This is a genomic window from Mycolicibacterium llatzerense (genome assembly GCF_000878195.1).
In the GTDB taxonomy this organism is placed as follows: domain Bacteria; phylum Actinomycetota; class Actinomycetes; order Mycobacteriales; family Mycobacteriaceae; genus Mycobacterium; species Mycobacterium llatzerense.
Genome location: NZ_JXST01000005.1, coordinates 145554 through 168524, shown reverse-complemented (window position 1 = coordinate 168524; position 22971 = coordinate 145554). Strand labels below are relative to the sequence as shown.

Annotated in this window: 23 protein-coding genes; 9 read left to right on the top strand and 14 right to left on the bottom strand. The window is 68.6% G+C overall.

Going from position 1 to position 22971, the window contains the following annotated elements; genetic code table 11:
• Positions 1–115: 115 nt before the first annotated feature.
• The 6 genes from TL10_RS05335 to TL10_RS05310 all read left to right on the top strand — a co-directional run bounded on the left by TL10_RS05335 (position 116) and on the right by TL10_RS05310 (position 5627).
• Entirely contained in the window at positions 116–871 is a 756-nt protein-coding gene (locus TL10_RS05335) for an O-methyltransferase (RefSeq protein ID WP_234711371.1), read from the top strand.
• Positions 872–1058: 187 nt separating this feature from the next.
• Positions 1059–1712, top strand: a complete 654-nt coding sequence (locus tag TL10_RS05330; RefSeq protein WP_043984796.1) for a TetR/AcrR family transcriptional regulator — start codon at positions 1059–1061, stop codon at positions 1710–1712.
• Complete coding sequence (locus TL10_RS05325) at positions 1709–2632, top strand: ABC transporter ATP-binding protein (protein ID WP_043984795.1); 924 nt, start codon at positions 1709–1711, stop codon at positions 2630–2632. Before TL10_RS05330 ends, TL10_RS05325 begins: the two co-directional genes overlap by 4 nt.
• The gene (locus TL10_RS05320; protein ID WP_110788967.1) at positions 2629–4266 is read left to right on the top strand and encodes an ABC transporter permease; all 1638 of its coding nucleotides are present in this window, start codon (positions 2629–2631) and stop codon (positions 4264–4266) included. Before TL10_RS05325 ends, TL10_RS05320 begins: the two co-directional genes overlap by 4 nt.
• Positions 4267–4274: 8 nt before the next feature.
• The gene (locus TL10_RS05315) at positions 4275–4949 is read left to right on the top strand and encodes a methyltransferase family protein (RefSeq protein ID WP_043984794.1); all 675 of its coding nucleotides are present in this window, start codon (positions 4275–4277) and stop codon (positions 4947–4949) included.
• Between the two features lie 72 nt (positions 4950–5021).
• The gene (locus tag TL10_RS05310; protein WP_043984792.1) at positions 5022–5627 is read left to right on the top strand and encodes a DUF4126 domain-containing protein; all 606 of its coding nucleotides are present in this window, start codon (positions 5022–5024) and stop codon (positions 5625–5627) included.
• Here TL10_RS05310 and glgC read toward each other — a convergent pair.
• A complete protein-coding gene (gene glgC, locus TL10_RS05305) occupies positions 5624–6838 on the bottom strand; it encodes a glucose-1-phosphate adenylyltransferase (protein ID WP_043395484.1) in 1215 nt (404 codons plus the stop codon). The genes TL10_RS05310 and glgC overlap by 4 nt on opposite strands.
• Positions 6839–6913: 75 nt before the next feature.
• On the opposite strand from glgC, the gene glgA reads away from it, so the two are divergent.
• Positions 6914–8083, top strand: a complete 1170-nt coding sequence (gene glgA, locus TL10_RS05300) for a glycogen synthase (RefSeq protein ID WP_082067846.1) — start codon at positions 6914–6916, stop codon at positions 8081–8083.
• Between the two features lies 1 nt (position 8084).
• On the opposite strand, the gene TL10_RS30010 is transcribed toward glgA, so the two are convergent.
• The 7 genes from TL10_RS30010 to TL10_RS05270 all read right to left on the bottom strand — a co-directional run bounded on the left by TL10_RS30010 (position 8085) and on the right by TL10_RS05270 (position 13690).
• Positions 8085–8252, bottom strand: a complete 168-nt coding sequence (locus TL10_RS30010) for a DUF3117 domain-containing protein (RefSeq protein WP_005059648.1) — start codon at positions 8250–8252, stop codon at positions 8085–8087.
• Positions 8253–8405: 153 nt separating this feature from the next.
• Positions 8406–8990, bottom strand: coding sequence for a DNA-3-methyladenine glycosylase I (locus TL10_RS05295; protein ID WP_043984791.1), 585 nt, complete (start codon positions 8988–8990; stop codon positions 8406–8408).
• On the bottom strand, positions 8987–9319 hold the full coding sequence (locus tag TL10_RS05290; protein ID WP_043395968.1) for a DivIVA domain-containing protein: 333 nt from the start codon (positions 9317–9319) through the stop codon (positions 8987–8989). Before TL10_RS05290 ends, TL10_RS05295 begins: the two co-directional genes overlap by 4 nt.
• 37 nt (positions 9320–9356) lie before the next feature.
• Positions 9357–10298, bottom strand: coding sequence for a glucosyl-3-phosphoglycerate synthase (locus TL10_RS05285; protein ID WP_043395487.1), 942 nt, complete (start codon positions 10296–10298; stop codon positions 9357–9359).
• Positions 10295–11119, bottom strand: coding sequence for a dihydropteroate synthase (gene folP, locus TL10_RS05280; protein ID WP_043984842.1), 825 nt, complete (start codon positions 11117–11119; stop codon positions 10295–10297). Before folP ends, TL10_RS05285 begins: the two co-directional genes overlap by 4 nt.
• Positions 11120–11333: 214 nt before the next feature.
• Complete coding sequence (gene fadD6 / locus TL10_RS05275; protein WP_043984790.1) at positions 11334–13115, bottom strand: long-chain-acyl-CoA synthetase FadD6; 1782 nt, start codon at positions 13113–13115, stop codon at positions 11334–11336.
• Positions 13116–13126: 11 nt separating this feature from the next.
• Positions 13127–13690, bottom strand: coding sequence for a cytokinin riboside 5'-monophosphate phosphoribohydrolase (locus TL10_RS05270; protein ID WP_043984789.1), 564 nt, complete (start codon positions 13688–13690; stop codon positions 13127–13129).
• Positions 13691–13791: 101 nt separating this feature from the next.
• Between TL10_RS05270 and TL10_RS05265 the strand changes: the two genes are divergently transcribed.
• Together TL10_RS05265 and TL10_RS05260 are read left to right on the top strand one after the other, a co-directional pair.
• Positions 13792–15447: a Cdc6/Cdc18 family protein gene (locus TL10_RS05265; protein ID WP_423136056.1), complete on the top strand. Its 1656-nt coding sequence runs from the start codon at positions 13792–13794 to the stop codon at positions 15445–15447.
• A 71-nt stretch (positions 15448–15518) separates the two neighbouring features.
• Positions 15519–16361 (top strand): type VII secretion target, encoded by an 843-nt coding sequence (locus tag TL10_RS05260; protein ID WP_043984787.1) that lies wholly within the window; start codon positions 15519–15521, stop codon positions 16359–16361.
• Positions 16362–16518: 157 nt separating this feature from the next.
• Here the strand turns inward: TL10_RS05260 and abc-f are convergent, their stop codons facing one another.
• The 6 genes from abc-f to TL10_RS05230 form a co-directional block, all read right to left on the bottom strand.
• Complete coding sequence (abc-f, locus tag TL10_RS05255) at positions 16519–18108, bottom strand: ribosomal protection-like ABC-F family protein (RefSeq protein WP_043984786.1); 1590 nt, start codon at positions 18106–18108, stop codon at positions 16519–16521.
• Positions 18109–18251: 143 nt separating this feature from the next.
• Complete coding sequence (locus TL10_RS05250; RefSeq protein ID WP_043984785.1) at positions 18252–18614, bottom strand: RNA-binding S4 domain-containing protein; 363 nt, start codon at positions 18612–18614, stop codon at positions 18252–18254.
• Entirely contained in the window at positions 18611–19675 is a 1065-nt protein-coding gene (gene dapE, locus TL10_RS05245) for a succinyl-diaminopimelate desuccinylase (RefSeq protein WP_043984784.1), read from the bottom strand. Before dapE ends, TL10_RS05250 begins: the two co-directional genes overlap by 4 nt.
• Before the next feature lie 55 nt (positions 19676–19730).
• Entirely contained in the window at positions 19731–21041 is a 1311-nt protein-coding gene (locus TL10_RS05240; protein WP_082067850.1) for a GAF domain-containing protein, read from the bottom strand.
• 23 nt (positions 21042–21064) lie between these two features.
• A complete protein-coding gene (locus TL10_RS05235; protein ID WP_043984782.1) occupies positions 21065–21859 on the bottom strand; it encodes an acetoin reductase in 795 nt (264 codons plus the stop codon).
• 14 nt (positions 21860–21873) lie between these two features.
• Positions 21874–22920, bottom strand: coding sequence for a 2,3-butanediol dehydrogenase (locus TL10_RS05230; RefSeq protein WP_043984781.1), 1047 nt, complete (start codon positions 22918–22920; stop codon positions 21874–21876).
• Positions 22921–22971 lie beyond the last annotated feature (51 nt).

The window sequence follows — 22971 nt, the reverse complement described above, 5'->3', positions numbered from 1 at the left end:
GTGTCGCGCTGCCGCTCAGGGTCGCCTCTCAGCCTCCCGATGGGCCGGCCCGCCACCTCATTCTGTTGAGCGTGTGCTGAGCGGCGGCTTGCTGGGTGTTCGTTACGCTGCGGATATGTCCAGCACCGATGACCCGACGGTTTCGGCCGGCCAGCCCACGCCGGCCCAGCCGGCTCCGGCCGCCCCTGAGCAGGCGACGCCGGCCCAGCCCGTCGCAGCTGCGCCCGCCGCCGCTCCCAAGCCCAGCACGGCCGAGGCCATCGTCAAGCACGCCGAGCGGTCCATCACCGAGGAACCGATCACCGCGGCGGCCCGGGAACGGGCCGAGGAGAGCGGAGCCAACCCGATCACCCCGGCCGTGGGTGCGCTGCTGAGCGTGCTGGCGAAGATCGCGTCGGCCAAGGCCGTCGTCGAGGTCGGGACCGGCGCCGGTGTCAGCGGATTGTGGCTGCTGTCCGGCATGCGTGACGACGGCGTGCTGACCACCATCGACGTCGAGCCCGAGCACCAGCGGCTGGCCAAGCAGGCGTTCGTCGGCGCCGGTGTGGGACCGTCCCGGACCCGGCTGATCGTGGGCCGCGCGCAGGAGGTCCTGACCCGCCTGGCCGACGAGTCCTACGACCTGGTGTTCATCGACGGCGAGCCCGCCGACCAACCGCAGTTCGTCGCCGAAGGCGTCCGCCTGCTGCGGGCGGGCGGCGTGATCGTCGTGCACCGGGCCGCGCTCGGCGGCCGTGCCGGCGACGCCTCGGCCAACGACCGCGACGTGACGGCAGTTCGCGAGGCCACTCGCGCCATCGCAGAGGACGAGCGGCTGACCCCGGTCCTGGTGCCGCTGGGCGACGGGCTGTTGGCGGCCGTCCGCGACTAGGGGCGCCTACTTGCGTTGACCCTGAACCCAGGGCGCTGAAAGTCGAGTAGCCGACACCCTCACCGCAGAATCAACGACCGGCCCAGCGAGCGAATCGCCAGGCCGTTGTCGTTGTTGTCGAATTTTTACGGGCTCTTGACGGCCAAATGCTTGACGACCGACTGAACGCGTGTTTAGCGTATTAAACATGCGTTCAGCCGAGGACTTCACCACCGTCGCCCGAATCCGCGACGCTGCGATCGACCAGTTCGGTCAGCACGGGTTCTCTGCCAGCGTGCGCAGCATCGCCGCGGCCGCCGGGGTCAGCGCGGCCCTGGTCATTCATCACTTCGGCTCCAAGGACAAACTGCGCGAGGCGTGCGATGCCTACGTCATCGAGACCGTCCGGGTCGCCAAGACCGAGTCGATGCAGAATGCCAGCCCCAGCGCGTGGTTCGCACAGATCGCCGAGATCGAATCCTTCGCACCGCTGACGGCCTACCTGATGCAAGCGCTGCAGACCGGCGGCGACCTGGCGAAGTCGTTGTGGCAGAACATGATCGACAACACCGAGGGCTATCTCGAAGAAGGTGTCCGCGCCGGCACGCTCAAACCCAGCCGCGACCCCAAGGCACGCGCTCGGTTCCTGGCCCTGACCAGCGGCGGCGCATTCCTGACCTACATCCAGCTGCACCCCAACCCGACAGATTTCCGCCAGGTGCTGCACGACTACGCCGAAGACATGCTGCTGCCCTCACTCGAGCTCTACACCAACGGCCTGATGGCCGATCCGACCATGTACGAGGCGTTTCTGGCACAACGCGAAGCAGGCAAACCCATCGTCACCACCACTGAGGAGTGAATGTGAACGCCGCCATCGAAATCGACACCCTGACAAAGAACTTCGGCGCAGTCCGGGCTCTCGACGGGCTGAACCTGAGAGTCGAGCGAGGTGAGGTGCACGGCTTCCTCGGACCCAACGGCGCGGGCAAGTCGACGACCATCCGCATCCTGCTCGGGCTCGTGCGCGCCGACTCCGGCACCGTGCGCCTGCTCGGCGGCGACCCGTGGACCGACGCGGTCGCACTGCACCGCAACATCGCCTACGTACCAGGCGATGTCACGCTGTGGCCGACACTGACCGGTGGCGAGACCATCGACCTGCTGGCCCGCATGCGCGGCGGCATCGATGAGACGCGCCGCGCCGAGCTCACCGAGCGGTTCGACCTGGACCCCACCAAGAAGACCCGCACGTACTCGAAAGGCAACCGGCAGAAGGTATCGCTGATCTCCGCGTTCGCCTCCAACGCCGACCTGCTGCTGCTCGACGAGCCCAGCAGCGGTCTGGATCCGTTGATGGAGAACATCTTCCAGCAGTGCGTGGCCGAAGCCGCCGGTCGCGGCGCCACCGTCCTGCTGTCGAGCCACATCCTGGCCGAGACCGAGCGACTGTGCCAGCGGGTGACCATCATCCGCGCCGGCCGCACCGTGGAGACCGGGACGCTGGAGTCGATGCGGCACCTGTCGAGCACCACCATCAAGGCCGACATGATCAACAACCCGGGCCGGATCGACCATCTCCCAGGGGTTTCCGACATCTTCTTCGACGGCCGGACTCTCACGGCCCGGGTGGAATCCGAAAGCCTCGGCGCCGTCATCAAGGCCATCGGCGATGCCGGGGTGCGCTCGCTGGTCAGCCAGCCGCCCACCCTCGAGGACCTGTTCCTGCGGCACTACGACAACGGTCATGCGCGCCGCGAACCCGAGCAGGTGCGGGCATGACCGCCCTACTGGACCGCCCGGCAGGGTCCGCCCGACCTGCCGCCGGCGCTTCCAGCTTCACCGGAACCGTTGGGCTGCTTCGTCTTTACCTGCGCACCGACCGGATTGTGCTGCCGCTGTGGGTGCTGCTGCTGTCCGTGCCGCTGTCCACGGTGTACATCGGCAGCATCGAGGCCGTCTACCCCACCGCGGCGGGCCGCGCCGGATTCGTCGCGAGCATCATGGCCAGCCCGGCCCAGCGCGCGATCTACGGCAACATCTACAACGACAGCCTCGGCGCCGCCGGAATCTGGAAAGCCGGTATGTTCCACGTGCTGATCGCCGTCGCCGTCATCCTGACTCTGATCCGGCACACCCGCGCCGACGAAGAGGCCGGCCGCACCGAGTTGATCGACTCGACGGCGGTGGGCCGCAACGCGAGTCTCACCGCAGCGCTGCTACTGACCGGTGGCGCCGCGCTGCTGACCGGGTTGGTCGGATTCCTCGGACTACTGAAAACCGATGTGCCCGTGCTGGGTTCGCTGGCCTTCAGCTGTGCACTCGCCGCCTCCGGGCTCGTCTTCACCGCCGTCGCCGCGGTGGCCGCACAACTGTCCGCCAGCGCCCGCGTTGCCCGCGGCGTCGCCTTCGGTGTGCTCGGCGCGGCGTTCACGCTGCGGGCGGTGGGCGACGCCAGCGGCAGCGAGCTGTCCTGGGCCTCGCCGTTGGGGTGGTCGCTGTTGGTGCGCCCGTACGCCGGCGACCGGTTCGGGGTGCTGGCTCTGCATCTGACGCTGACCGTCGCGCTGGTGGTGCTGGCCTACCAACTTCAGGGCACCCGCGACGTCGGGGCCGGGATGTTCGCCGAGCGCCGCGGCCGTCCCCGGGCCACCGTAATGCTGAGCGGCCCAACCGGATTGGCGTGGCGACTGACCCGCGGTTCGGTGCTGGTGTGGACCGTCGGGCTGGGACTGTACGGACTGCTGGTCGGCAGCGTCGTGCACGGCATCGGCGATGAGCTGGGCGGCAGTGGCTCGGCGCGCGACATCATCACCCGGCTGGGCGGCACCGGCGCGCTCGAGCAGGCGTTCATCTCGATCGCCTTCAACATGCTGGGAATGGTCACCGCCGCGTTCGCAGTATCGCTGGCGCTGCGGCCCCATCAGGAGGAGACCGGCCAGCGCGCCGAGACGCTGCTCGCCGGTGCGGTGAGCCGAATCCGTTGGCTGACCGGCTATCTGGCGATCGCACTGGCCGGTACCACGGTCGCGATGCTCACCTCAGGCCTGCTGGCCGGCGTGATCTACGGCGCCGCCGCCGGCGATATCGGTGGCAAGCTGCCGCAGGTGCTGGGCTCCGCGGCAGTGCAACTGCCCGCCGTCTGGCTCCTGGTGGCGGTGACGACCGTCCTGTTCGGCGCGGTGCCGCGGTTCGCCCCGGCGGCCTGGGGCGTGCTGGTCGGCTTCATCGCGGTGTATCTGCTTGGTTCGCTGGCGAATTCACCGCACTGGATATTGGACCTCGATCCGTTCAGCCACATCCCACGCGTCGGGTCGGACAGTTTCACCGCGACACCGCTGGCCTGGCTGCTGACCCTGGACGCAACTCTGATCATCTTCGGCGCCTTGGCTTTCCGGCGCCGCGACCTACGATAGGAGGAACCTTGAAGCTCGCCTTGCAGGCGCTCGCCTCAGCAGCACTCGGCGTCGTCTTCTTCGCGCTGCTGCTGTGCGTGCCGGCCGGCACGATTCACTATTGGCAGGCTTGGGTTTTCATCGCGGTCTTCATGATCGCGACCCTGGGCCCGAGCATGTACCTGGCCATCAAGCACCCCGACGCCCTGGCCCGGCGGATGCACGGCGGACCGGCCGCCGAGACCCGCCCCGTACAAAAACTCATCATGTGGGCGGTCCTGGCGTCGGTGGTCGCGACCGGGGTGGTCAGCGCGCTGGACTGGCGCTTCGGCTGGTCCCACGTACCGACGGCGGTCGTGGTGCTGGGCAACGTCGTCGTCGGCGCCTCGCTGGTGGCGGCCCAGTGGGTGGTGATCCAGAACAACTTCGCGGGCGCCAGCATCACCGTCGAGACCGGGCAGCCGGTGATCTCGACCGGGCTGTACGGCATCGTGCGGCACCCGATGTACATCTGCGCGCTGATCATGATGCTCGCGACCCCGCTGGCGCTCGGCTCCTACTGGGGCCTGGTCCCGGTGCTCGCCGCCGCCCCGGCGCTCATGGCCCGGATCTTCGACGAGGAGAAGATGCTGCGCGCCGAGCTGCCCGGCTACGTCGCGTACACCGAGAAGGTGCGCTATCGCCTGCTCCCCTACGTGTGGTGACAACCCGCGATTCGTGCACGAAAATCCGCGGACAGCGCGAGAAATCGTGCACACATCGCGGAGACTGAACCGGTGGAACTGTTCACCGGGCTCGGCCTGGCCACCGCATCGGGCCTCAACGCCTACATCCCGCTGCTGGCGATGGGCCTGCTGGGACGCTTCACCAACCTCGTGGAGCTGCCGCACCCGTGGGCGTGGCTGACCAACGGCTGGGTGATCGGCATCGTGGCCGTGCTGCTGGTCGTCGAGATCGTCGCCGACAAGGTGCCGGCCCTCGACAGCATCAACGACACCATCCAGACGTTCGTGCGGCCGACCTCCGGCGGCATCGTCTTCGGCTCCGGCACCGCGGCGCAGACCGCGGCTGTCACCGACCCTGGCGCGTTCGCCAGTTCCGGACAGTGGATTCCCGTGGTGATCGGGGCCGTCACCGCGCTCGTGGTGTCGCTGACCAAATCCACGGTGCGGCCGGTCGCCAACGTCGCCACGGGCGGGCTCGCAGCGCCGGTTCTGAGCACGCTGGAGGACGTGACCAGCGTCGGGCTGGTCATCGTCGCGATCCTGCTACCCGTGCTGGTGCTGGTCGTGCTGGCGGGGCTGGTCTGGGCTGCGGTGGCCCTGCTCCGCCGCCGCCGTGGAAAGGCGAAAACGGCGGGCGCGACGCCGCCGGCCGTCTAGACCCAGACGCCCTTGCCGACCGCGACCACGCCACCGGCACTCACCGAGAAGCGCTCGCGGTCCTTCTCGAGGTCCACACCGACCATCTCGCCGGGCCCGACGACGACGTTCTTGTCCAAGATGGCGTGCCGCACCACCGCGCCGCGACCGACCCGCGCTCCGGGCATGATGACACTGCCCTCGACGATGGCGCCGTCGTCGATCACGACGTTGGACGACAGCACCGAATTGCGCACGGACGCAGCCGAAATGATGCTGCCCGCGCCGACCACCGATTCCTGCGCCGAACCGCCGTTGACGAACTTGGCCGGGGCCAGGTGCTCCGATTCACCGAGGATGGGCCAGCGCCGGTTGTAGAGGTTGAACACCGGGTGCACCGACACCAGATCCATATGAGCGTCGTAGAACGCGTCCAGCGTTCCGACGTCACGCCAGTAGCCGTGATCACGCTCGGTGGCCCCGGGCACCTCGTTGTCGTTGAAGTCGTAGACGGCGGCCATCCCGTCGGCCACCATCTGCGGAATGATGTTGCCGCCCATGTCGTGATCGGAATCGTGGTTCTCGGCGTCCACCCGGATGGCGTCGATGAGCGCCTTGGTGGTGAACACGTAGTTGCCCATGGACACGAACGTCTGGTCCGGGTCGTCGGTGCAGGCCGGCGGGTCCGCCGGTTTTTCGATGAAGCTGCGGATCCGGCCGGACTCGTCGGCGTCGATGCAGCCGAACGCCGACGCCTCGGCCCGCGGCACCCGGATGCCGGCGACGGTCGCGCCCGCTCCGCTCTCGATGTGGAACTGCACCATCTGCTCGGGATCCATGCGGTACACGTGGTCGGCGCCGAAGACCACGATGTAATCGGGGTCCTCGTCGTAGATGAGGTTCATCGACTGGTAGATGGCGTCGGCCGAGCCCGTGTACCACCGCGGGCCCAGCCGCTGCTGTGCCGGAACCGGGGTGATGTACTCGCCGGCCAGACCCGACAGCCGCCAGTTCTGCGAGATGTGCCGGTCCAGGGAATGCGACTTGTATTGCGTCAGAACACAAATCCGCAGGTACCGGGCGTTGACGAGGTTGGATAGGACGAAGTCGATGAGCCGGTAGGCGCCCCCGAACGGGACGGCGGGCTTGGCCCGGTCGGCGGTCAGTGGATACAGCCGCTTGCCCTCACCGCCTGCCAAGACGATTCCCAGCACCTGCGGCTGTTCCCTCATGGCACCAAACCTAATAGCCACCAACCGAAGCGGCCAGACATACGTCCCAACCTGTCACGCGTTAACGTCATCGACATGCGCGTGGCGATGATGACTCGGGAGTATCCGCCGGAGGTTTACGGCGGCGCGGGCGTGCACGTGACCGAACTCGTCGGGCAGCTGACGAAGCTGTGCGACGTCGACGTCCACTGCATGGGTGTGCACCGCAGGGATGCCTTCGTGGCCCAGCCCGATCCGCTGCTCGCCGGGGCCAATGCGGCCCTGACAACGCTGTCGGCGGACTTGGCGATGGTGAACAACGCCTTCGCCGGACCGGCTGCCGTACCCACGGTGGTGCATTCGCACACCTGGTACACCGGCATGGCCGGACACCTCACCGCGCTGCTGCACGGCATCCCGCACGTGCTGACCGCGCACTCGCTGGAGCCGAGGCGGCCGTGGAAGGCCGAGCAGCTCGGCGGCGGCTACCGCATCTCGTCGTGGGTCGAGCGCACCGCGATCGAAGCGGCCGACGCCGTCATCGCCGTCAGTGCGGGTATGCGGGCCGATGTCCTGGCCACCTACCCGCAGCTGGACCCCGCGCGAGTGCACGTGGTGCGCAACGGGATCGACACGGACGACTGGTATCCGGTCGAGGCAGGCCAAACCCTGGCCGACCTGGGCGTCGATCCGGACCGGCCGATCGTGGCTTTCGTCGGGCGGATCACCCGGCAGAAGGGCGTCAGCCATCTGATCGCGGCGGCCCACCGGTTCGACCCCGACGTGCAGCTGGTGTTGTGTGCCGGCGCGCCCGACACCCCGGAGATCGCCGCCGAGGTAGCGGCCGCGGTGAAGGAGCTCAGCGCGACCCGCGCCGGGGTGCACTGGATCCAGGAGATGCTGCCGACCGAGAAAATCCGCGAAATACTCGCGACGGCATCAGTTTTCGTCTGCCCGTCGGTCTACGAACCGTTGGGCATCGTCAACCTCGAAGCGATGGCCTGCGGCACCGCCGTGGTCGCATCGGACGTCGGCGGCATTCCTGAGGTGGTCGACGACGGCACCACCGGACTACTGGTGCACTACGACGCCGCCGACGCGGTGGAGTTTGAGACGGGGCTCGCGGACGCGGTCAACGCGTTGGTCCGCGACCCCGAACAGGCCCGCGCGTTCGGGCAGGCGGGCCGTCGGCGGTGCATCGAGGAATTCTCCTGGTTGCAGGTCGCCCAGCAGACGCTCGACATCTATCGGAGCGTCTGCAGCTGAACTAGCTGGTGACGTTCTTCAGTTCGTCGCCCAGGGCCGCGGCCTCATCCGGGGTCAGCTCGACCACCAGACGACCGCCACCCTCCAGCGGTACCCGCATGACGATGCCGCGCCCCTCTTTGGTTGCTTCCAGTGGACCGTCGCCGGTCCGGGGCTTCATCGCCGCCATCGGGTGCTCCCTCCGCACGCGCCCGGACCGCATCCACGGTCCCGGATCAAGGCCGGAACGACCCACTGGCGTGGTCGGCTCACGGCACTGAACTGCAACTGAACTATGTCTATTGTTCCCTATCGCTACCGGCGGGTGTGAAAGACCCGCCCGTCAGACCTCCGATGAGCTGTGCCGGGGCACCCAACAGGCCTCGATGTGGTCGTCCACCATCCCGGTGGCCTGCATCAACGCATACGCCGTGGTCGGGCCGACGAACCGGAATCCCTGCCGCTTCAGCTCCTTGGCCATGGCCACCGACTCCGGTGTGGTCGCCGGGACCTGCGCCAGGTCAACCGGCCGCGGCCGCGATGGCGGCGCGAACGACCACAGCAGCTCGTCGAGGTCCAGACCGCCGTCGATCACGCGGGCGTTGGCGATGGTCGCCTCGATCTTGGCGCGGTTGCGGACGATGCCTTGGTCGGCCAGCAGCCGGTCGATGTCCCGCTCCCCGAAGCCGGCCACTTTCGCCACATCGAATCCGTGGAAAGCGGCCCGGAAGTTCTCCCGCTTACGCAGGATGATCAGCCACGAGAGGCCGCTCTGGAATGCCTCCAGCGAGACGCGCTCGAACAGCGCCTGCGTGCCGCGCAGCGGGCGGCCCCACTCGGTGTCGTGGTAGTCGCGGTACTGCGTCGCGTCGGCGGACTCGCCGATGTCGACCCAGCCGCACCGCACCCGGCCGTCGGGAGCAGTCACTGCTCGGCTTCCGCGGACGTGAGGAGCGATTCAGGCGGTGCGGTCTGCGCACGTAGCACGGCCAGCTCGCCGCGCAGCGAGTCCAGCTCCTGCGCCAGCCGGTCCAGCACCCAGTCGACCTCGCTGGTCTTGTAGCCGCGCAGGGTCTGCGTGAACTTCACGGCATCGACATCGGCGCCGGTGACACCGGATGCGGGCAGCACGGTGGCTGTGGTGCCCCGCGCCAGCGGGGGCAGCTGCTCACCGCGGCCGAACAACACGGTGCCCAGGGCGAACAGCACCACCGCGACCAGGATCAGCACCACGAGGTAGATGAGAATCAGCGTCACACCGACGATCCTGCCGGATCGCACCGACAAAGTGGGATCAGCGCAGGGTGTTCATCGCCGGACGGTCGATCAACGACACCGTCGACGTCCGCGGCGTGTACGCGTCGCCGTCGAGGAAGAACTGGGTCAGCCCGACGCCGGAGTCGCTGATGCCGCAGCGCGACAGCAGGGTGGCGATCACCTGACGGCTCATCGCGGCCAGCTCGGTCAGCGGACGGTTGCGATGCGTACGCACCCCGAGGTTGACCTGAGCGATGGCGTCGAGGCCCAGCTTGTCGTAGGTGTCGATCAGCAGGCCGATCTCGACGCCGTAGCCCGGCGCGAACCCGACCGACGTCAGCAGCTCGCGGGTACCGGCGTACTCGCCGCCCAGCGGCTGCAGCAGGCAGGTCAGCTCGGGCCGCAGGGACGCCAGCAGCGGACGCGCCACGAGCTCAGTTACCCGGCCGCCGCCGTTGGCGTCCTCGCCGCCGCTGATCTTCAGCGGCCGCCGGTAGAAACCCTTGACCAGATGCACGCCGTCGGCCAGCAGCAGCGGCCCGAGCAGCTTGGGCACGAACATCGGATCCGGGTCGAGCAGGTCGGAGTCGACGAACACGACGATGTCGCCGGTGGTGGCCGCCAGCGAGCGCCACAGGGCCTCGCCCTTGCCGGGCTGGACCGGCACCTCGGGCAGGGCCTGTTCGCGGCTGACGACCCGCGCCCCGGCCTCGATGGCGCGCAGTTCCGTCTCGTCGGTCGAACCGGAGTCGAGGACCACCAACTCGTCGACCAGGCCACCCAGCAGCGGGCTGATGCTGTCGATGACGTCGGCGACGGTGTCTTCCTCGTTCAGCGCGGGCAGCACGACGGAGACGGTGCGGCCGGCCTTGGCGGCCTCGAGCTCGGCGATGGTCCACGTCGGCCGGCTCCAGCTGCGTTCGGCCAGCCAGGCATGGCGAGCGATGCCTTCTGCGGTCAATTCAGGACTTAGGGTCACGCGAGTCCCCTCACTGTTCGGCTCGGTGGACGCCCGCCCTGGATCGACGCGACCATTTCCAGGACGCGCCGGGTGGGGCCCACCTCATGCACCCGGAACATGGCGGCGCCGTCAGCGGCGGCAAGTGCCGTCGCGGCCAGCGTCCCCTCCAGGCGCTCGGTCAGTTCGACTCCTAAAGTCTCCCCTACGAAATCCTTGTTACTCAGGGCCATCAGCACTGGCCATCCGGTATTTACAAGATCTTTTACGTGGCGCAACAAACTAAGACCGTGGTAAGTGTTCTTGCCGAAATCGTGCGTCGGGTCGATCAGGATGGCGTCCTTGCGGACGCCCACGGAAACGGCATGCGCCGCCGCGGCGGTCACTTCGGCGATGACGTCGTCCACCACACCGCGTTCGGTGACGCCGTAATTCACTCGAAAGGGCCGGGTCCGCGGCACTGCCCCGCCGGTGTGCGAGCAGACCAGCCCGGCCCCGAATTCGGCAGCCACCTCGGGCAGCCCGGGATCGGCGCCGGCCCAGGTGTCGTTGATCAGGTCGGCTCCGGCCGCGCAGGCCTGCTTGGCCACGTTCGCCCGCCAGGTGTCGACACTGATCAATTGGTCGGGGTACTCACCGCGGAGCCACTCGATGAACGGCACGACGCGCGCGATCTCCTCGTCGGCGTCGACGGTGCTGCCCGGCCCGGCTTTGACGCCGCCGATGTCGATGACGTCGGCCCCGTCGGCGATCTTCTGGTGCGCTGCGTCCTTGGCTGCGCCGTCGCTGAAGGTCGCCCCCCGGTCATAGAAGGAATCCGGGGTGCGGTTGACGATCGCCATGATCAGCGCGCGATCGCCGGCCACCTGGCGACCCAGGAACTGGCCCCTTGCGGAGGACTGCACGGCTCCCAGGCTAACCGGAAGTCTCGGACGCGCCGAATGTGCACTCAGCGCGCGGAGCCGCCGAAACGGGCGCGCTGACGGCACATTCGCTACCCGCGACGGCCGCCAATCGCCCCGGGAGTCACACCGGCACCATCAGCGGCCCGTCGGGCTAGCGCGGCTTCTTGCCGTCCTTCACCTCGGCCGGGTACTCCGGGTAGAACGGCACGTAGCCGTCCTCGCGCCCCGCCAGCACGTAGATCGGGTCCGAAACCTCGGCGCCGTAGCCCTGTTTGCGCAGGTCGACCTTCTGGTTCTTGAACGTCGAGGTGTGCGCCAGCGCGGGCACGATCCGGATGAACAGCGGCACCGCATAGGCCGGCAGATGCTCGAAGCCGGCCTTGGCCAGCGCGGCGCCGTCGAATTCGGCACCGTCGCGCAGCTGCACCGACGCCATCCCGGCGCGGCCGCCGCAGCCCGGCACCTCGACGCCGTAGACGGTGCACTCCTCCACCTGGTCGTCGCCACCGAGCGCGGCCTCGACCTCGGTGGTGGCGACGTTCTCGCCCTTCCACCGGAAGGTGTCACCGAGGCGGTCGGCAAACGCGGCGTGCGCGAAGCCCTGCGACCGCATGAGGTCGCCGGTGTTGAACCAGACGTCACCGTCCTTGAACGCGTTGCGCACCAGCTTCTTCTCGCTGGCCGACTTGTCGGTGTAGCCGTCGAACGGCTGCAGGTTGTTGACCTTGCTGAGCAGCAGGCCTGGTTCGCCGCGCTTGACCTTGCGCAGCCGGCCGTTGGGGCCACGGGCCGGCTCACCGGTCTCCAGGTCGTATTCGACGTACACGACCGGCGACGGGCAGATGCCCGTGGTCTTGTCGATGTTGAAGACGTTGACGAAGCCGGTGTTGCCCTCGCTGGCGGCGTAGAACTCGCATACGCGTTTGATGCCGAAGCGGGAGGTGAACTCGTCCCAGATCGCGGGGCGAAGACCGTTGCCGGCGATGACCCGGACCTTGTGCGCCCGGTCGGTCGCCTTGGGCGGCTGATTCAGCAGGTACCCGCAGATCTCGCCGATGTAGATGAAGGCGGTGGCGTCGTACTTGATGACCTCGTCCCAGAAGCGCGAGGCCGAGAACGACTTGCCCAGGGCCAGCGCGGCACCGGCGTTGAGGGCCGACGACGTCGCGACGGTGAGGGCGTTGTTGTGGTACAGCGGCAGGCAGCAGTACAGCGTGTCGCTGCTGTTCAGGCGCAGTCCCAGCCCGCCGAACCCACCGAGCGCGCGCAGCCAGCGGTAGTGCGTCATGACGCTGGCCTTCGGCAGGCCGGTGGTGCCCGAGGTGAAGATGTAGAACGCCTTCTCCTTGGCCAGGATCTGGCTGGTGCCCGCCGGGTTGGCGGTCGACTGGCCGACGGCGAGCTCGCGCAGTTCCTCAACCGAGACCAGGCCCTGCGTCAGCTCCGGATCGGCACCGCACTCGGTGACGGCCTCGACGAAGTCCGCTTCGGCGACCAGTACCTTGGCGCCGAGCAGGCCCAGGCTGTGTGCCAGCACGTTGCCGCGCTGGTTGTAGTTGATCATCCCGGCGATCGCGCCGCACTTGACCGTCGCCAGCATCAGCAGCACCGCGTCCGGCGAGTTGCGCAGCATGATGCCGACGACCGAGCCCGGCCCGACGCCCTTGGCCGCCAGCACCGCCGCGTAGCGGTTCACGGTTGCGTTGGCCTGGCCGTAGGTGATGCGCTGGTCGTCGAACTTGATGAAGACCTTGTTCTTGTTGGCTTCGGCGCGTTCCTGGAACACCTTGCCGATCGATGTCTTCGCCGTCGGGCTGGCACCGAAACCGGTGATCAGGCCCCGGGCGATCACCGGAGCGTCAGCCAGGAAGCCCGGCAGCTGCTTGGCGATGTCCAGCAGGCCGACGCCGGTGCGTGAAGTGTCGTCACTCATGCGTGGTGAGCCTAGTGAGCGATGTGACCGGGTGCACAAGCAGCTATCGCCTCTTCGACGTCGCGGGCGACCACGAGCCGGTCGAGCGCGGCCTGCTGCACGTATCCGGTGTCGACCAGCGTGTGCAGCCAGGTCAGCAGGCCGTCGTAGTGGCCGTGCGGATCGAGCATCACCAGCGGCTTGTCGTGCATGTTGAGGTAGCCGGCCGTCCAGGCCTCGAAGAACTCCTCGAGGGTGCCGATGCCGCCGGGCAACGCAATGAACGCGTCGGAACGGTCCTCCATGATCTGCTTCCGCTCGCGCATGGTGTCGGTGACGATCAATTCGGCGGCGTTCACGTCGGCCAGCTCGCGGTGCACCAGTTTCTTCGGGATGACGCCGACGGTGCGGCCGCCGTTCTCCCGGGCACCGTCGGCGACGGCGCCCATCGCCGAGACGTTGCCGCCGCCGGACACCAGGGTCCAGCCTTTCGCAGCGATGGCCCGGCCGACGTCGGCGGCGAGAGTGAGCAATTCGGGATGACGGGGACCGGCGGCGCAGTAGACACAGACCGCATAGGCGTTTTCGGTTGTCACAGCACAACGCTAATCGAGCCGTGCCGTCCGGCGCTCAGCCATAGGATCGGATCGTGGTGCTCAGCCAGCTGAAAGCGGGCGTCGAATCCGGGGCCGGTGCGCTGCTGACCGGTGCCCGTGGGTCCGGCAAGACCGCGGCGGCGCGGGCGGCGTACGAGGAGCTGGCACCGGGGTTCGAGCGAGCGGCCTGGATTGCCGGCAGCGCGGCCGATTCGTGCGTGCCGTTCGCGGCGTTCGAGCGGTTGTTCACGGTGCCCGAGACCGGGCGGACGGTGCAGGTGTTGCGAGCGGCGCGGGAGGCGCTCGGGACGGGACTGCTGCTGGTCGTCGATGACGGGCATCTACTCGACCGGCTCTCGGCGTCCCTGGTGTATCAGCTCGCGGTGTCCGGCGCGGCCCGGATCATCGTGACAGCGGAAGCGAATCAATCTCTGCCCGAGGGCATTTCGTCGTTGGTGCGGGACCGGTTGGTGGTACCGGTGGCGGCTGACGGGCCAGGCTCGTCTGCTGAGTTCGAGGCGCCGGAGCTGCCGCCACTGGACGGCGATGGCGTCGTCGCCCGGCTGCGGCGCGCAGTGCGGGCCCTCGACGGCGGTGCCGCTGCGCGGGTGGCCGAGCTGGCTGCCGCCGCCGACGATGCCCTGCGCCTGGGCGATCTGGAGTTGGCCGAACGGCTGGGTCGCGCGGCGCTGCCGGCCGGCGGCCTGGCCACCCGGGTGACGTTGAGCTACGCGCTGGCCTGGCAGGGCCGCGGCCTGGACGCCGATGCCGTGCTGGCCGAGGTCGATCCGGCGGCGCTGACCGAGCCGGCATTGATGACGTGGGCGCTGCCCCGCGCGGCGAATCAGTTCTGGATGCTGTCCGAGCCCGAGCGCGCGACGGCGTTCCTGCGCACCATCCGAAGCCGGGTGCAGACGCCGGCCGCGCAGGTCACGTTGGACGCGCTGTCTGCGACGTTCGCGATGAACGCGGGCAATCTCGGCCGGGCCATGCAGCTGGCCGACTCGGTGCTGGCCAGTGACGACCCGAGCGACACCGCCGTCGGCTGGGCGGCATCGGCGGCGGCGCTGAGCTGCGCCCGCACGGGCCGGTTGACCGAGGTGGACACCTTCGCCGAACGTGCCCTCGCCGCCGGGCAGCCGGGGTTGCTGCGGTTCACCAGTGGCTTCGGGCAGACGACGGCCCTCTTGCTGGACGGGGCACCGGACCAGGCTCAGGAACTGGCCCACGAGTTGATCGACTTCACCCAGTCGCAGCAACCCGGGCGGGCCATCGGCGAGGTGCTGCTGGCCGACGTGTTGATTGCGCGAGGCGAGCTCGACTCGGCGATCGAGCTGCTCGGCGATGCCGCAAAGGTGCTGGCGCCCACCGGATATTCGTGGGGTCCGCTGGCGTGGATGCTGCTGGCGCAGGCGCTCGGCCGGCGCGGAGCGACCGCCGAGGCCGGCCGCGCCCTGGCCCGTGCCGAGGCTCGGCACGGGCTGAAGTCGATGTTGTTCGCCCCCGAACTGGCGCTGGCCCGCGCCTGGACCAACGCGGCTCGGCGGGATCAGCACGGCGCCGTCGCCGCTGCCCGCGAGGCATTCCGCGCCGCCGAGCGGGGCGGCCAGTCGGCCATGGCACTGCGCGCCCTGCACGACGCGGCGCGCCTCGGCGATGTCCGGGCCGCCGACTGTTTCGACCGGGTCAGCGTCGACTGCGTCTTCGGCCGGCAGGCCCGCGCGGTGGCGACGGGGGTCGCCGCCGAGCGCGCCTGACCATTTGCCGCACGGCCGGTCGTCCGACCCGCCATAGGATTGACCGCAACAGGTCATCGAGGGAGCAGGTCATGGGCGATCCGCTGTACGTCAATACCGAGGGTGTGCTGGGCATGGCCCGGGTGCACGACGCAGTCGCCGCGGGGCTCGGACAGCTGCAGAACGGCGGCGGCCTCGGGCAGTCGGTCGGCCCCGCGACCACACACGGGTTGATCGCCTTCGGGATGAATTCGGCGCTCGGCGGGGTCATGGCACGGCGGGACAACATCCTGCAGTCGACGGGCGCGGCCGGCCAGCAGATGTCCGAGCAGTTGCACCGCGCCGCCGAGTCCTACCGGGCCGGCGACGAGCAGGGCGCGCGTGGCCTGTCCTCGGCAGCCGAGGGCATCCCAGGGGGTGGCAGTGGCGTCAGTGCCGGCACGCCGGGTGGCCTCGGGGCGGCAGTGCCGGGCAGCCCGGCCGCCGGTGGTGGTGACGTGGCGCAGACGCTCGGGCAGGTAGGCCAGCAGGCCGGGCAGATCGCACAAGGTGTGGCGCAGTCGTTGGGTCAGATTCCTGGGCAGTTGGCGCAGAGCGTCAGCGGCGTATTGGGTGGGCTGCTCGGCGGGCTGGGCGGGGTCGACGGTGCCGGCGCCGGCGCCGGACACGCCGCGGGAGCCGGACTCGGCGGACTGAGCGACCCCAGCGGCGTGGATACCGTTGGGGAACAAGATAAGTCGGACGCTGATGACCGGGACCGGGATCGGGAGCGCCGCGACCCTGAGCGCCACGAAAAGGGCGAGGACGACAAACGGATTCTGTCGGTTGAGCACCGCGGTCAGTCCGGTGCCGCCGATGCGGAGTCGGCGACCGGGCCGGCAGGCACGGCTCCCCCGCCGCGCCGCCCGGCCCAGACCCGGCCGCAGGACGTTTAGCCGTAGTACTTGGTCCGGCCGCACCTGTCTGTAGGACAGGTGCGATCCGGACCCGTCAGCTTTCATTGACGGTCAATGAAAGTTGACGGGCGCCAACCGAACTGGGGGTACAGAACGGCTGCGCCTCGAACGCCGACCTACCCAGGCCCGGGCCGGGCTAGGGCAGCGTCATCCGGCGCTCGATGCCGATCGCGTCGAGGAATCGTTCGTCATGGCTGACGACGATGAAGGCGCCGCGGTAGGCGTTCAGCGCGGATTCCAGTTGCCCGACGCTCACCAGATCGAGGTTGTTCGTCGGTTCGTCGAGCAGCAGCAGGTGCGGCGCCGGTTCGGCGTACAGCACGCAGGCCAGCGTCGCGCGCAGCCGCTCTCCGCCGGAGAGCACCGATACGGGTAGGTCGATCCTGTTGTCCTGGAACAGGAATTGCGCCAGCAGGTGCCGCCTCCGCGTGATGCTGAGGGTCGGCGCCCAGGACATCAGGTTCTCCAAGACCGTGCGCTGCTCGTCCAGCAGGTCGAGGCGCTGTGACAGGTACGCGACCCGGCCGTCGCCGCGAGTCAGGGTGCCGGCATCGGGCTCTATGTCGCCGTCGATCATCCGGAGCAGCGTGGACTTGCCCGCACCGTTGCGACCGGTCAGAGCGATGCGCTCCGGACCGCGGATGTCGAGGTCGATTCCGTTGTCGGCGAACAGCATCCGACCACCACGCAGGATGTTCAGGTCACTCGCACTCAGCACGGTACGGCCCGCGGGGACTTCCGTGTTCGGCAGATCGAGGGCGATGACGTCGTCGTCGCGCACCGCGCGTTCGGCTGCGTCGAGGCGCGCCCGGGCGTCGTCGACCCGGCGGGCATGGACCTCGTCGGCGCGGCCGGCCGATTCCTGGGCATTGCGTTTGAGCTTTCCGGCAACGATTTTCGGTAGTCCGGCGTCCTTCAGGTTGCGGGCGGCGGTGCCGGCTCTGCGGGCCGCGCGTTCCCGGGCCTGCTGCATCTGGCGCTTCTGGAGTTTGAGCTGCGACTCCGCATTGCGCATCTCGTCTGCGGCGGCACGTTGCGCGTCGGCGACCGCGTCTTGGTACGCCGTGAAATTCCCGCCGTAGGACTGGACGTCACCGTCGCGCAGTTCGGCGATGCGATCCATCCGGTCGAGCAGCGCACGGTCGTGGCTGATCAGCAGCAAGGCGCCCGGGTAGCGGTCGAGTTCGTCGTAGAGCCGTTGTCGTGCAGCGGCATCCAGGTTGTTGGTGGGTTCGTCGAGCAGCAGGACGTCGGGCCGCCGCAGCAACTGCGCGGCCAGCCCGAGAGTGATCACCTCTCCGCCGGACAGCGTGCCGAGCACCCGGTCGAGGGGGACGTCGAGGCCGAGTCGCGCCAGCTGCGCCGCACTGCGTTCCTCGATGTCCCACTCGTCGCCGATGGCGGCGAAGACAGCCTCGGACGCGTCGCCATCCGCCAGCGCTGTGAGCGCGGCCAAAATGGTTGCCACCCCGAGCATTTCGGCGACGGTCAGGTCGGTGGCGAACGGCAGCGTCTGCGGCAGGTAGCCCACCGACCCGTCGACGGTTATGCCGCCGCCGGTCGGCTGCAGTTCTCCGGCGATGAGTTTGAGCAGTGTGCTCTTCCCGGCGCCGTTGGGGGCAACCAGTCCGGTGCGGCCGGCGCCGACGGTGAACGACAGATCCGAGAACACCTCGGTGTCATCGGGCCAGGAAAACGACAAATGGGAACAGGTAATAGAAGACATGCAAGAGCTCTCGTGAGAGTGACAGGGCGAGGGCGTACTCCGGTTATCCGGAGATGTCTTCTCCCAGCATGTTTTCGGCCCACCTCGGTTGACAGCAGTTGCAAAACCCACCATACGCACGGATGCAACTGATTTATCGTCGCTCAGTAGCCACGCAGCTGATCCAGCTGTCGCCGTTCACGTTTGGTGGGCCGGCCGGCGCCCCGGTCCCGGATGGGCACCGCGGGCATCGTCTCTTTGGCCGGTGGCGGCGGGCTGCGGTCGATCAGGCATTCCGGCACGACGGCCGCGCCCACCCGCTTGGCGATCGGACGGATGACCTCGACGATGCGCTCACGGCCCTCGATCCGGACGCGAACCTCGTCACCCGGACTGACCAGCTGGGCCGGTTTGACGGTGACGCCGTTGACGCGGACCTGTCCGGCCCGGCACGCAGCGGCAGCCAGCGCCCGGGTCTTGGTGATCCGGACCGCGAAAATCCAGCTGTCGACGCGGACGCTACTCAACTTGTCAGGTACCGCCGCAAGATGTCGGTGACGGCGGTGATGTCCGGCGTCGACACCCGCTCGTCGACCTTGTGTGCGAGGTTCGGGTCACCCGGCCCGTAGTTGACCGCCGGAATGCCAAGGGCGGCAAAGCGCGCCACGTCGGTCCAGCCGTACTTGGCCCGCACCTGTCCCCCGGCGGCCGCCACCAGCGCGGCCGCGGCCGGTTCCGCCAGACCGGGCAGCGCACCGGCTGCGGAATCGGTCAGCTCGATGGTCACATCGAGACCGGCAAAGACCTCGTGCACGTGCGCGAGTGCCTGCTCGATGCTGCGGTCCGGGGCAAACCGGAAGTTGACGGTGACCGACGCGGCATCGGGGATGACGTTGCCCGCGATGCCGCCGTCGATCCGGACCGCGGAGAGGCCCTCGCGGTAGACGCAGCCGTCGATGTCGACCGAGCGCGACTGGTAGGCGGTGAGCCGATCCAGCACGGCGCCGAGCTTGTGAATCGCGTTGTCGCCCAGCCACGATCGCGCCGAATGCGCGCGCGTGCCGGTGGCGTGGACGATGACGCGCAACGTGCCCTGGCAGCCGGCTTCGATGAGGCCGCCCGATGGCTCGCCGAGAATCGCGACGTCGGCCTTGAGCCAGTCGGGCAGTTCACGCTCGATACGGCCGAGACCGTTGGCGCTGGACTCGATCTCTTCGCAGTCGTACATGACGAGGGTGATGTCGTGCGTCGGCTCGGCGATGGTGGCCGCCAGGTGCAGGAACACCGCGTCGCCGGCCTTCATGTCGGAGGTGCCGCAGCCCCAGAGTTCGTCGCCTTCGATTCGGCTGGGCAGGTTGTCGGCGGCGGGGACGGTGTCGGTGTGCCCGGCGAGCAGCACTCGCGACGGCCGGCCCAAGTTGGTCCGGGCCAGCACCGCGTCGCCGTTGCGAATCACTTCGAAGTGCGGGGCCTGCGCCTTGAGCGCGGTCTCGATCTCGTCGGCGATGAGCTGCTCGTGCCGCGATTCGCTGGGAATGTCGACCAGCGCGGCGGTCAGAGCAATCGGGTCTGCGGTGAGATCCAGCATTCAGCCAGGTTAGCTGGTCCCGTTTTTCTCGCGAGCAGACGCAAAACTGTCGCTTTCACGGCGAAAGTGACAGTTTTGCGTCTGTTCGCGAGGAAGCGCGCAGGGCCCGGATGGCCGGCGCTGTGGAGGCGCCCAGCAGGGTCGAGCGATCGGCCGGGTAGAGCACGTCGATGACGGCATCGTCGCCGAACCGGTAGGGCTTGCCAAGGATCAAGCCAGCCAATTGCTTTCGCATCCGGGAGAGTTCAGCGCGCACGGTGACCACCCGACTCCGGTCACCGTAGAGGTCCTCGGCCAGCTCCGATGCCGATCGACCGTTCCGGTGGATCGACAGGACCAGCAGGATTTCGGCGTGCCGCAGCGAGATGTCGTGGCGCCACCCACCGAACTGCCCCGCCATCTCGAGGACGGGCGCACCGCGCAGGTCCAGCACGACGCGGGTGGCGGTCGCGTCGTCGTCGGAGGCGGCAGTGGATGGCCGGACCAGCCACCCGCCGGGCAGCAACTCGACGTCGCACCGCCCCAACGTGGGGATCCAGACCCGGCCCGGGGCCAGTTCGTCGGGCAGCAGAATCCGGTTGTGCAGCGGCATCTGGTCGACGGCGGCCACCCAGCCGTCGGCGTCGACCGCCAGTGCGGGACTGCCGATCCGGGCCAGGATCGGGGCAGCGACCATCCGCAGCCGGTTCAGCGTGCGATCGTGCTGCTCGCGCAGGTGCGCTTCGGCCAGCCGGGCCACTGCGTCGACCAGCGCGACGGTGGTGGGATGCACCGTCGCGGCCGGCCCGGAGACGTCGACGACGCCGATGACCTGGCCGGTGCGCGGGTCGCGGACCGGGGCGCCCGCGCAGGTCCAGGCGTGGTGGCTGCGCAGGAAATGCTCGGCGGAGAACACCTGCACGGCCCGGTTGGATGCGAGTGCGGTGCCGATGGCGTTGGTGCCGACGGCGCCCTCGCCCCAATTGGCGCCCTCGACGAACCCGAGCCGGTCGGCCTTGCCCAGCACCGCGGGCGACCCGGATCGCCACAGCACCCGGCCCCGGGCGTCGGCCAGCACCAGGATGTTGTCCCCTTCGGCGACAATGGATTCCAGCCCGCGCGACACGTCGTCGAGCACCGTGAGCAAGCCCGATGCCTTTCGCAACGCGTCGAGCCCGGTCGCTTCGATGACCGGTGGGATGTGGGTGTCCGGGTTGACCCCGCGGGCCAGCATGCGCTGCCAGGAGTCGCCGATCACGTCGCGGGGCCGCGCCGGGGCGCGCCCGCCGGACATGGTGGCGTCGTAGACAGCCGACATCAACCGCGCGTAACTGCGCGGGTCCTCGCCAACAGCTACCGCTGGTTCAGGCACGGCCGGGCTCTGCATCATCGCCGATTGTGCTCCGCATGTCAGCGATAAACCAGACCGCCGTCGATCAGACCGGCCTGCCCGGTCATGTAGTCGGCGTCGGGGCCGGCCAGATAGGACACGAATCCGGCTACGTCGTCAGGGGTTTCGGCCCGGCCCAGGGCAATCCCGCCGACGAACTTGGCGTAGGTCTCGCCCACCGGGGCGCCGGTCAGGTCGGCGAATCGCTGGTCGATCTCGACCCACATGTCGGTGCCCACCACGCCGGGACAGTAAGCATTCACGGTGATGCCGTCGGCGGCGTGCTCCTTGGCCGCGGCTTGAGTCAAGGCCCGCACCGCGAATTTGGTGGCGCTGTACGGCCCGAGCATCGCGAACCCGTCATGCCCGGCGATCGACGAGGCGTTGATGATCTTGCTGATCTTCCCGTTGTCTTGATTGCCGAGTTCCTTGAATTTCGCGACGGCAGCCTGGATGCCCCACAGCACGCCGTCGACGTTGATCGCCCACAACCGCTGCAGGTCGTCTGGTGTGACGTCGACGAGCGGGCCGACCATCGCGACACCGGCGTTGTTGACCATGATGTCCAGCCCGCCGAGTTCGGTCGCGACGTAGTCGACCGCGGCGAACACCTGATCCCGGTGACTGACATCCGCGACGAAAGTCGTGAATTTGCAGCCGATCTCGGAGACCTCGGCGGCCACCTCCGCCAATGGATCGGCTTCGACGTCGACGAGCGCGACGTCGGCGCCGTCGCGGGCCAACCGCAGTGCGATACCGCGTCCGATCCCCCGGCCGGCGCCGGTGACCAGGGCTACTTTGCCTGCCAGTGTCATTTCTGTTTCTCCGCTCATCGCGTCGGGTCGACCAAAACCTTCATCTTGTTCCCCGCATGCAGCGCTTCGAATCCTTCGGCGACCACCTCACCGATCGGAATCTGGGCGACCCATCCGGTGGTGTCGTAGGCGCCCTGAGCCATCAAGGCGATGACCGCCTCGAAGTCGGCGCCGGTGTAGCACAGCGACCCTTGGATGCGGGATTCGTTCATTACCAGGTTCAAAAGTGGTGTCTGCAATGGCTTTTCGTAGATGGCGACGCTCACCATCGGCTTGCGGGACCCGACGCACGCCAGCGCCGTCTCCACAGCGGGTGTGACGCCGGCGGCGTCGAACACCGCGTCGGCGCCGGCGCCGTAGGTGTGGTCGGCGATCAAGCCGGGCACGTCGGTGGTCGTCGGGTCCAGCGTGGTGGCGCCGAGTGCTTCGATGGCGGCCCGCCGGACCGGCGACGGCTCGACGACGAAGACATCCTGAAGTCCCTTGCCGCGCAGGGCGAACCACAGTCCGATGCCGATGGGCCCGGCGCCGAAGACCATCGCGGTGTCGCCAGGGCTGACGTCGCCGAGGGTCGCCGCGTGGTAGGCCACCGACATCGGTTCGACGAGCGCCCCGAGTTCCAGCGAGACGTTGTCCGGCAGCCGATGCAGCATGTTCGTCGGCACCACGGTGTACTCGGCCATACCGCCGTCGGACATCAGGCCGTGGAAGCCGATCTGCTGACAGACGTTGTAGTTACCCGCCGCGCAGGGTCCGCAGTGGCCGCATTTGTAGATCGGCTCGACGGCCACCCGGTCGCCCTCACGCCACTCGGTGACGCCGGCACCGACAGCCGTGATGGTGCCGGAGAATTCGTGGCCAAGCGTCAGCGGCAGCTCTTGATGGGTCAGCGGATGCGGCTGGGTGGGGACGAAGATGGGGCCGGCGTAGTACTCGTGCAGGTCGGTGCCGCAGATGCCGTTGAAGCCGACCTGCAGCTGGACCGTGCCCGGCCCGGGGTCCGGAACGGCGACGTCCTCGACCGCGACTTTGTTGGGTCCGTAATAGACAGCTGCTCTCATGTCACCAGTTCTATGTGACGGCGACCACACCCCGACAGAGTTGCAGGGGGT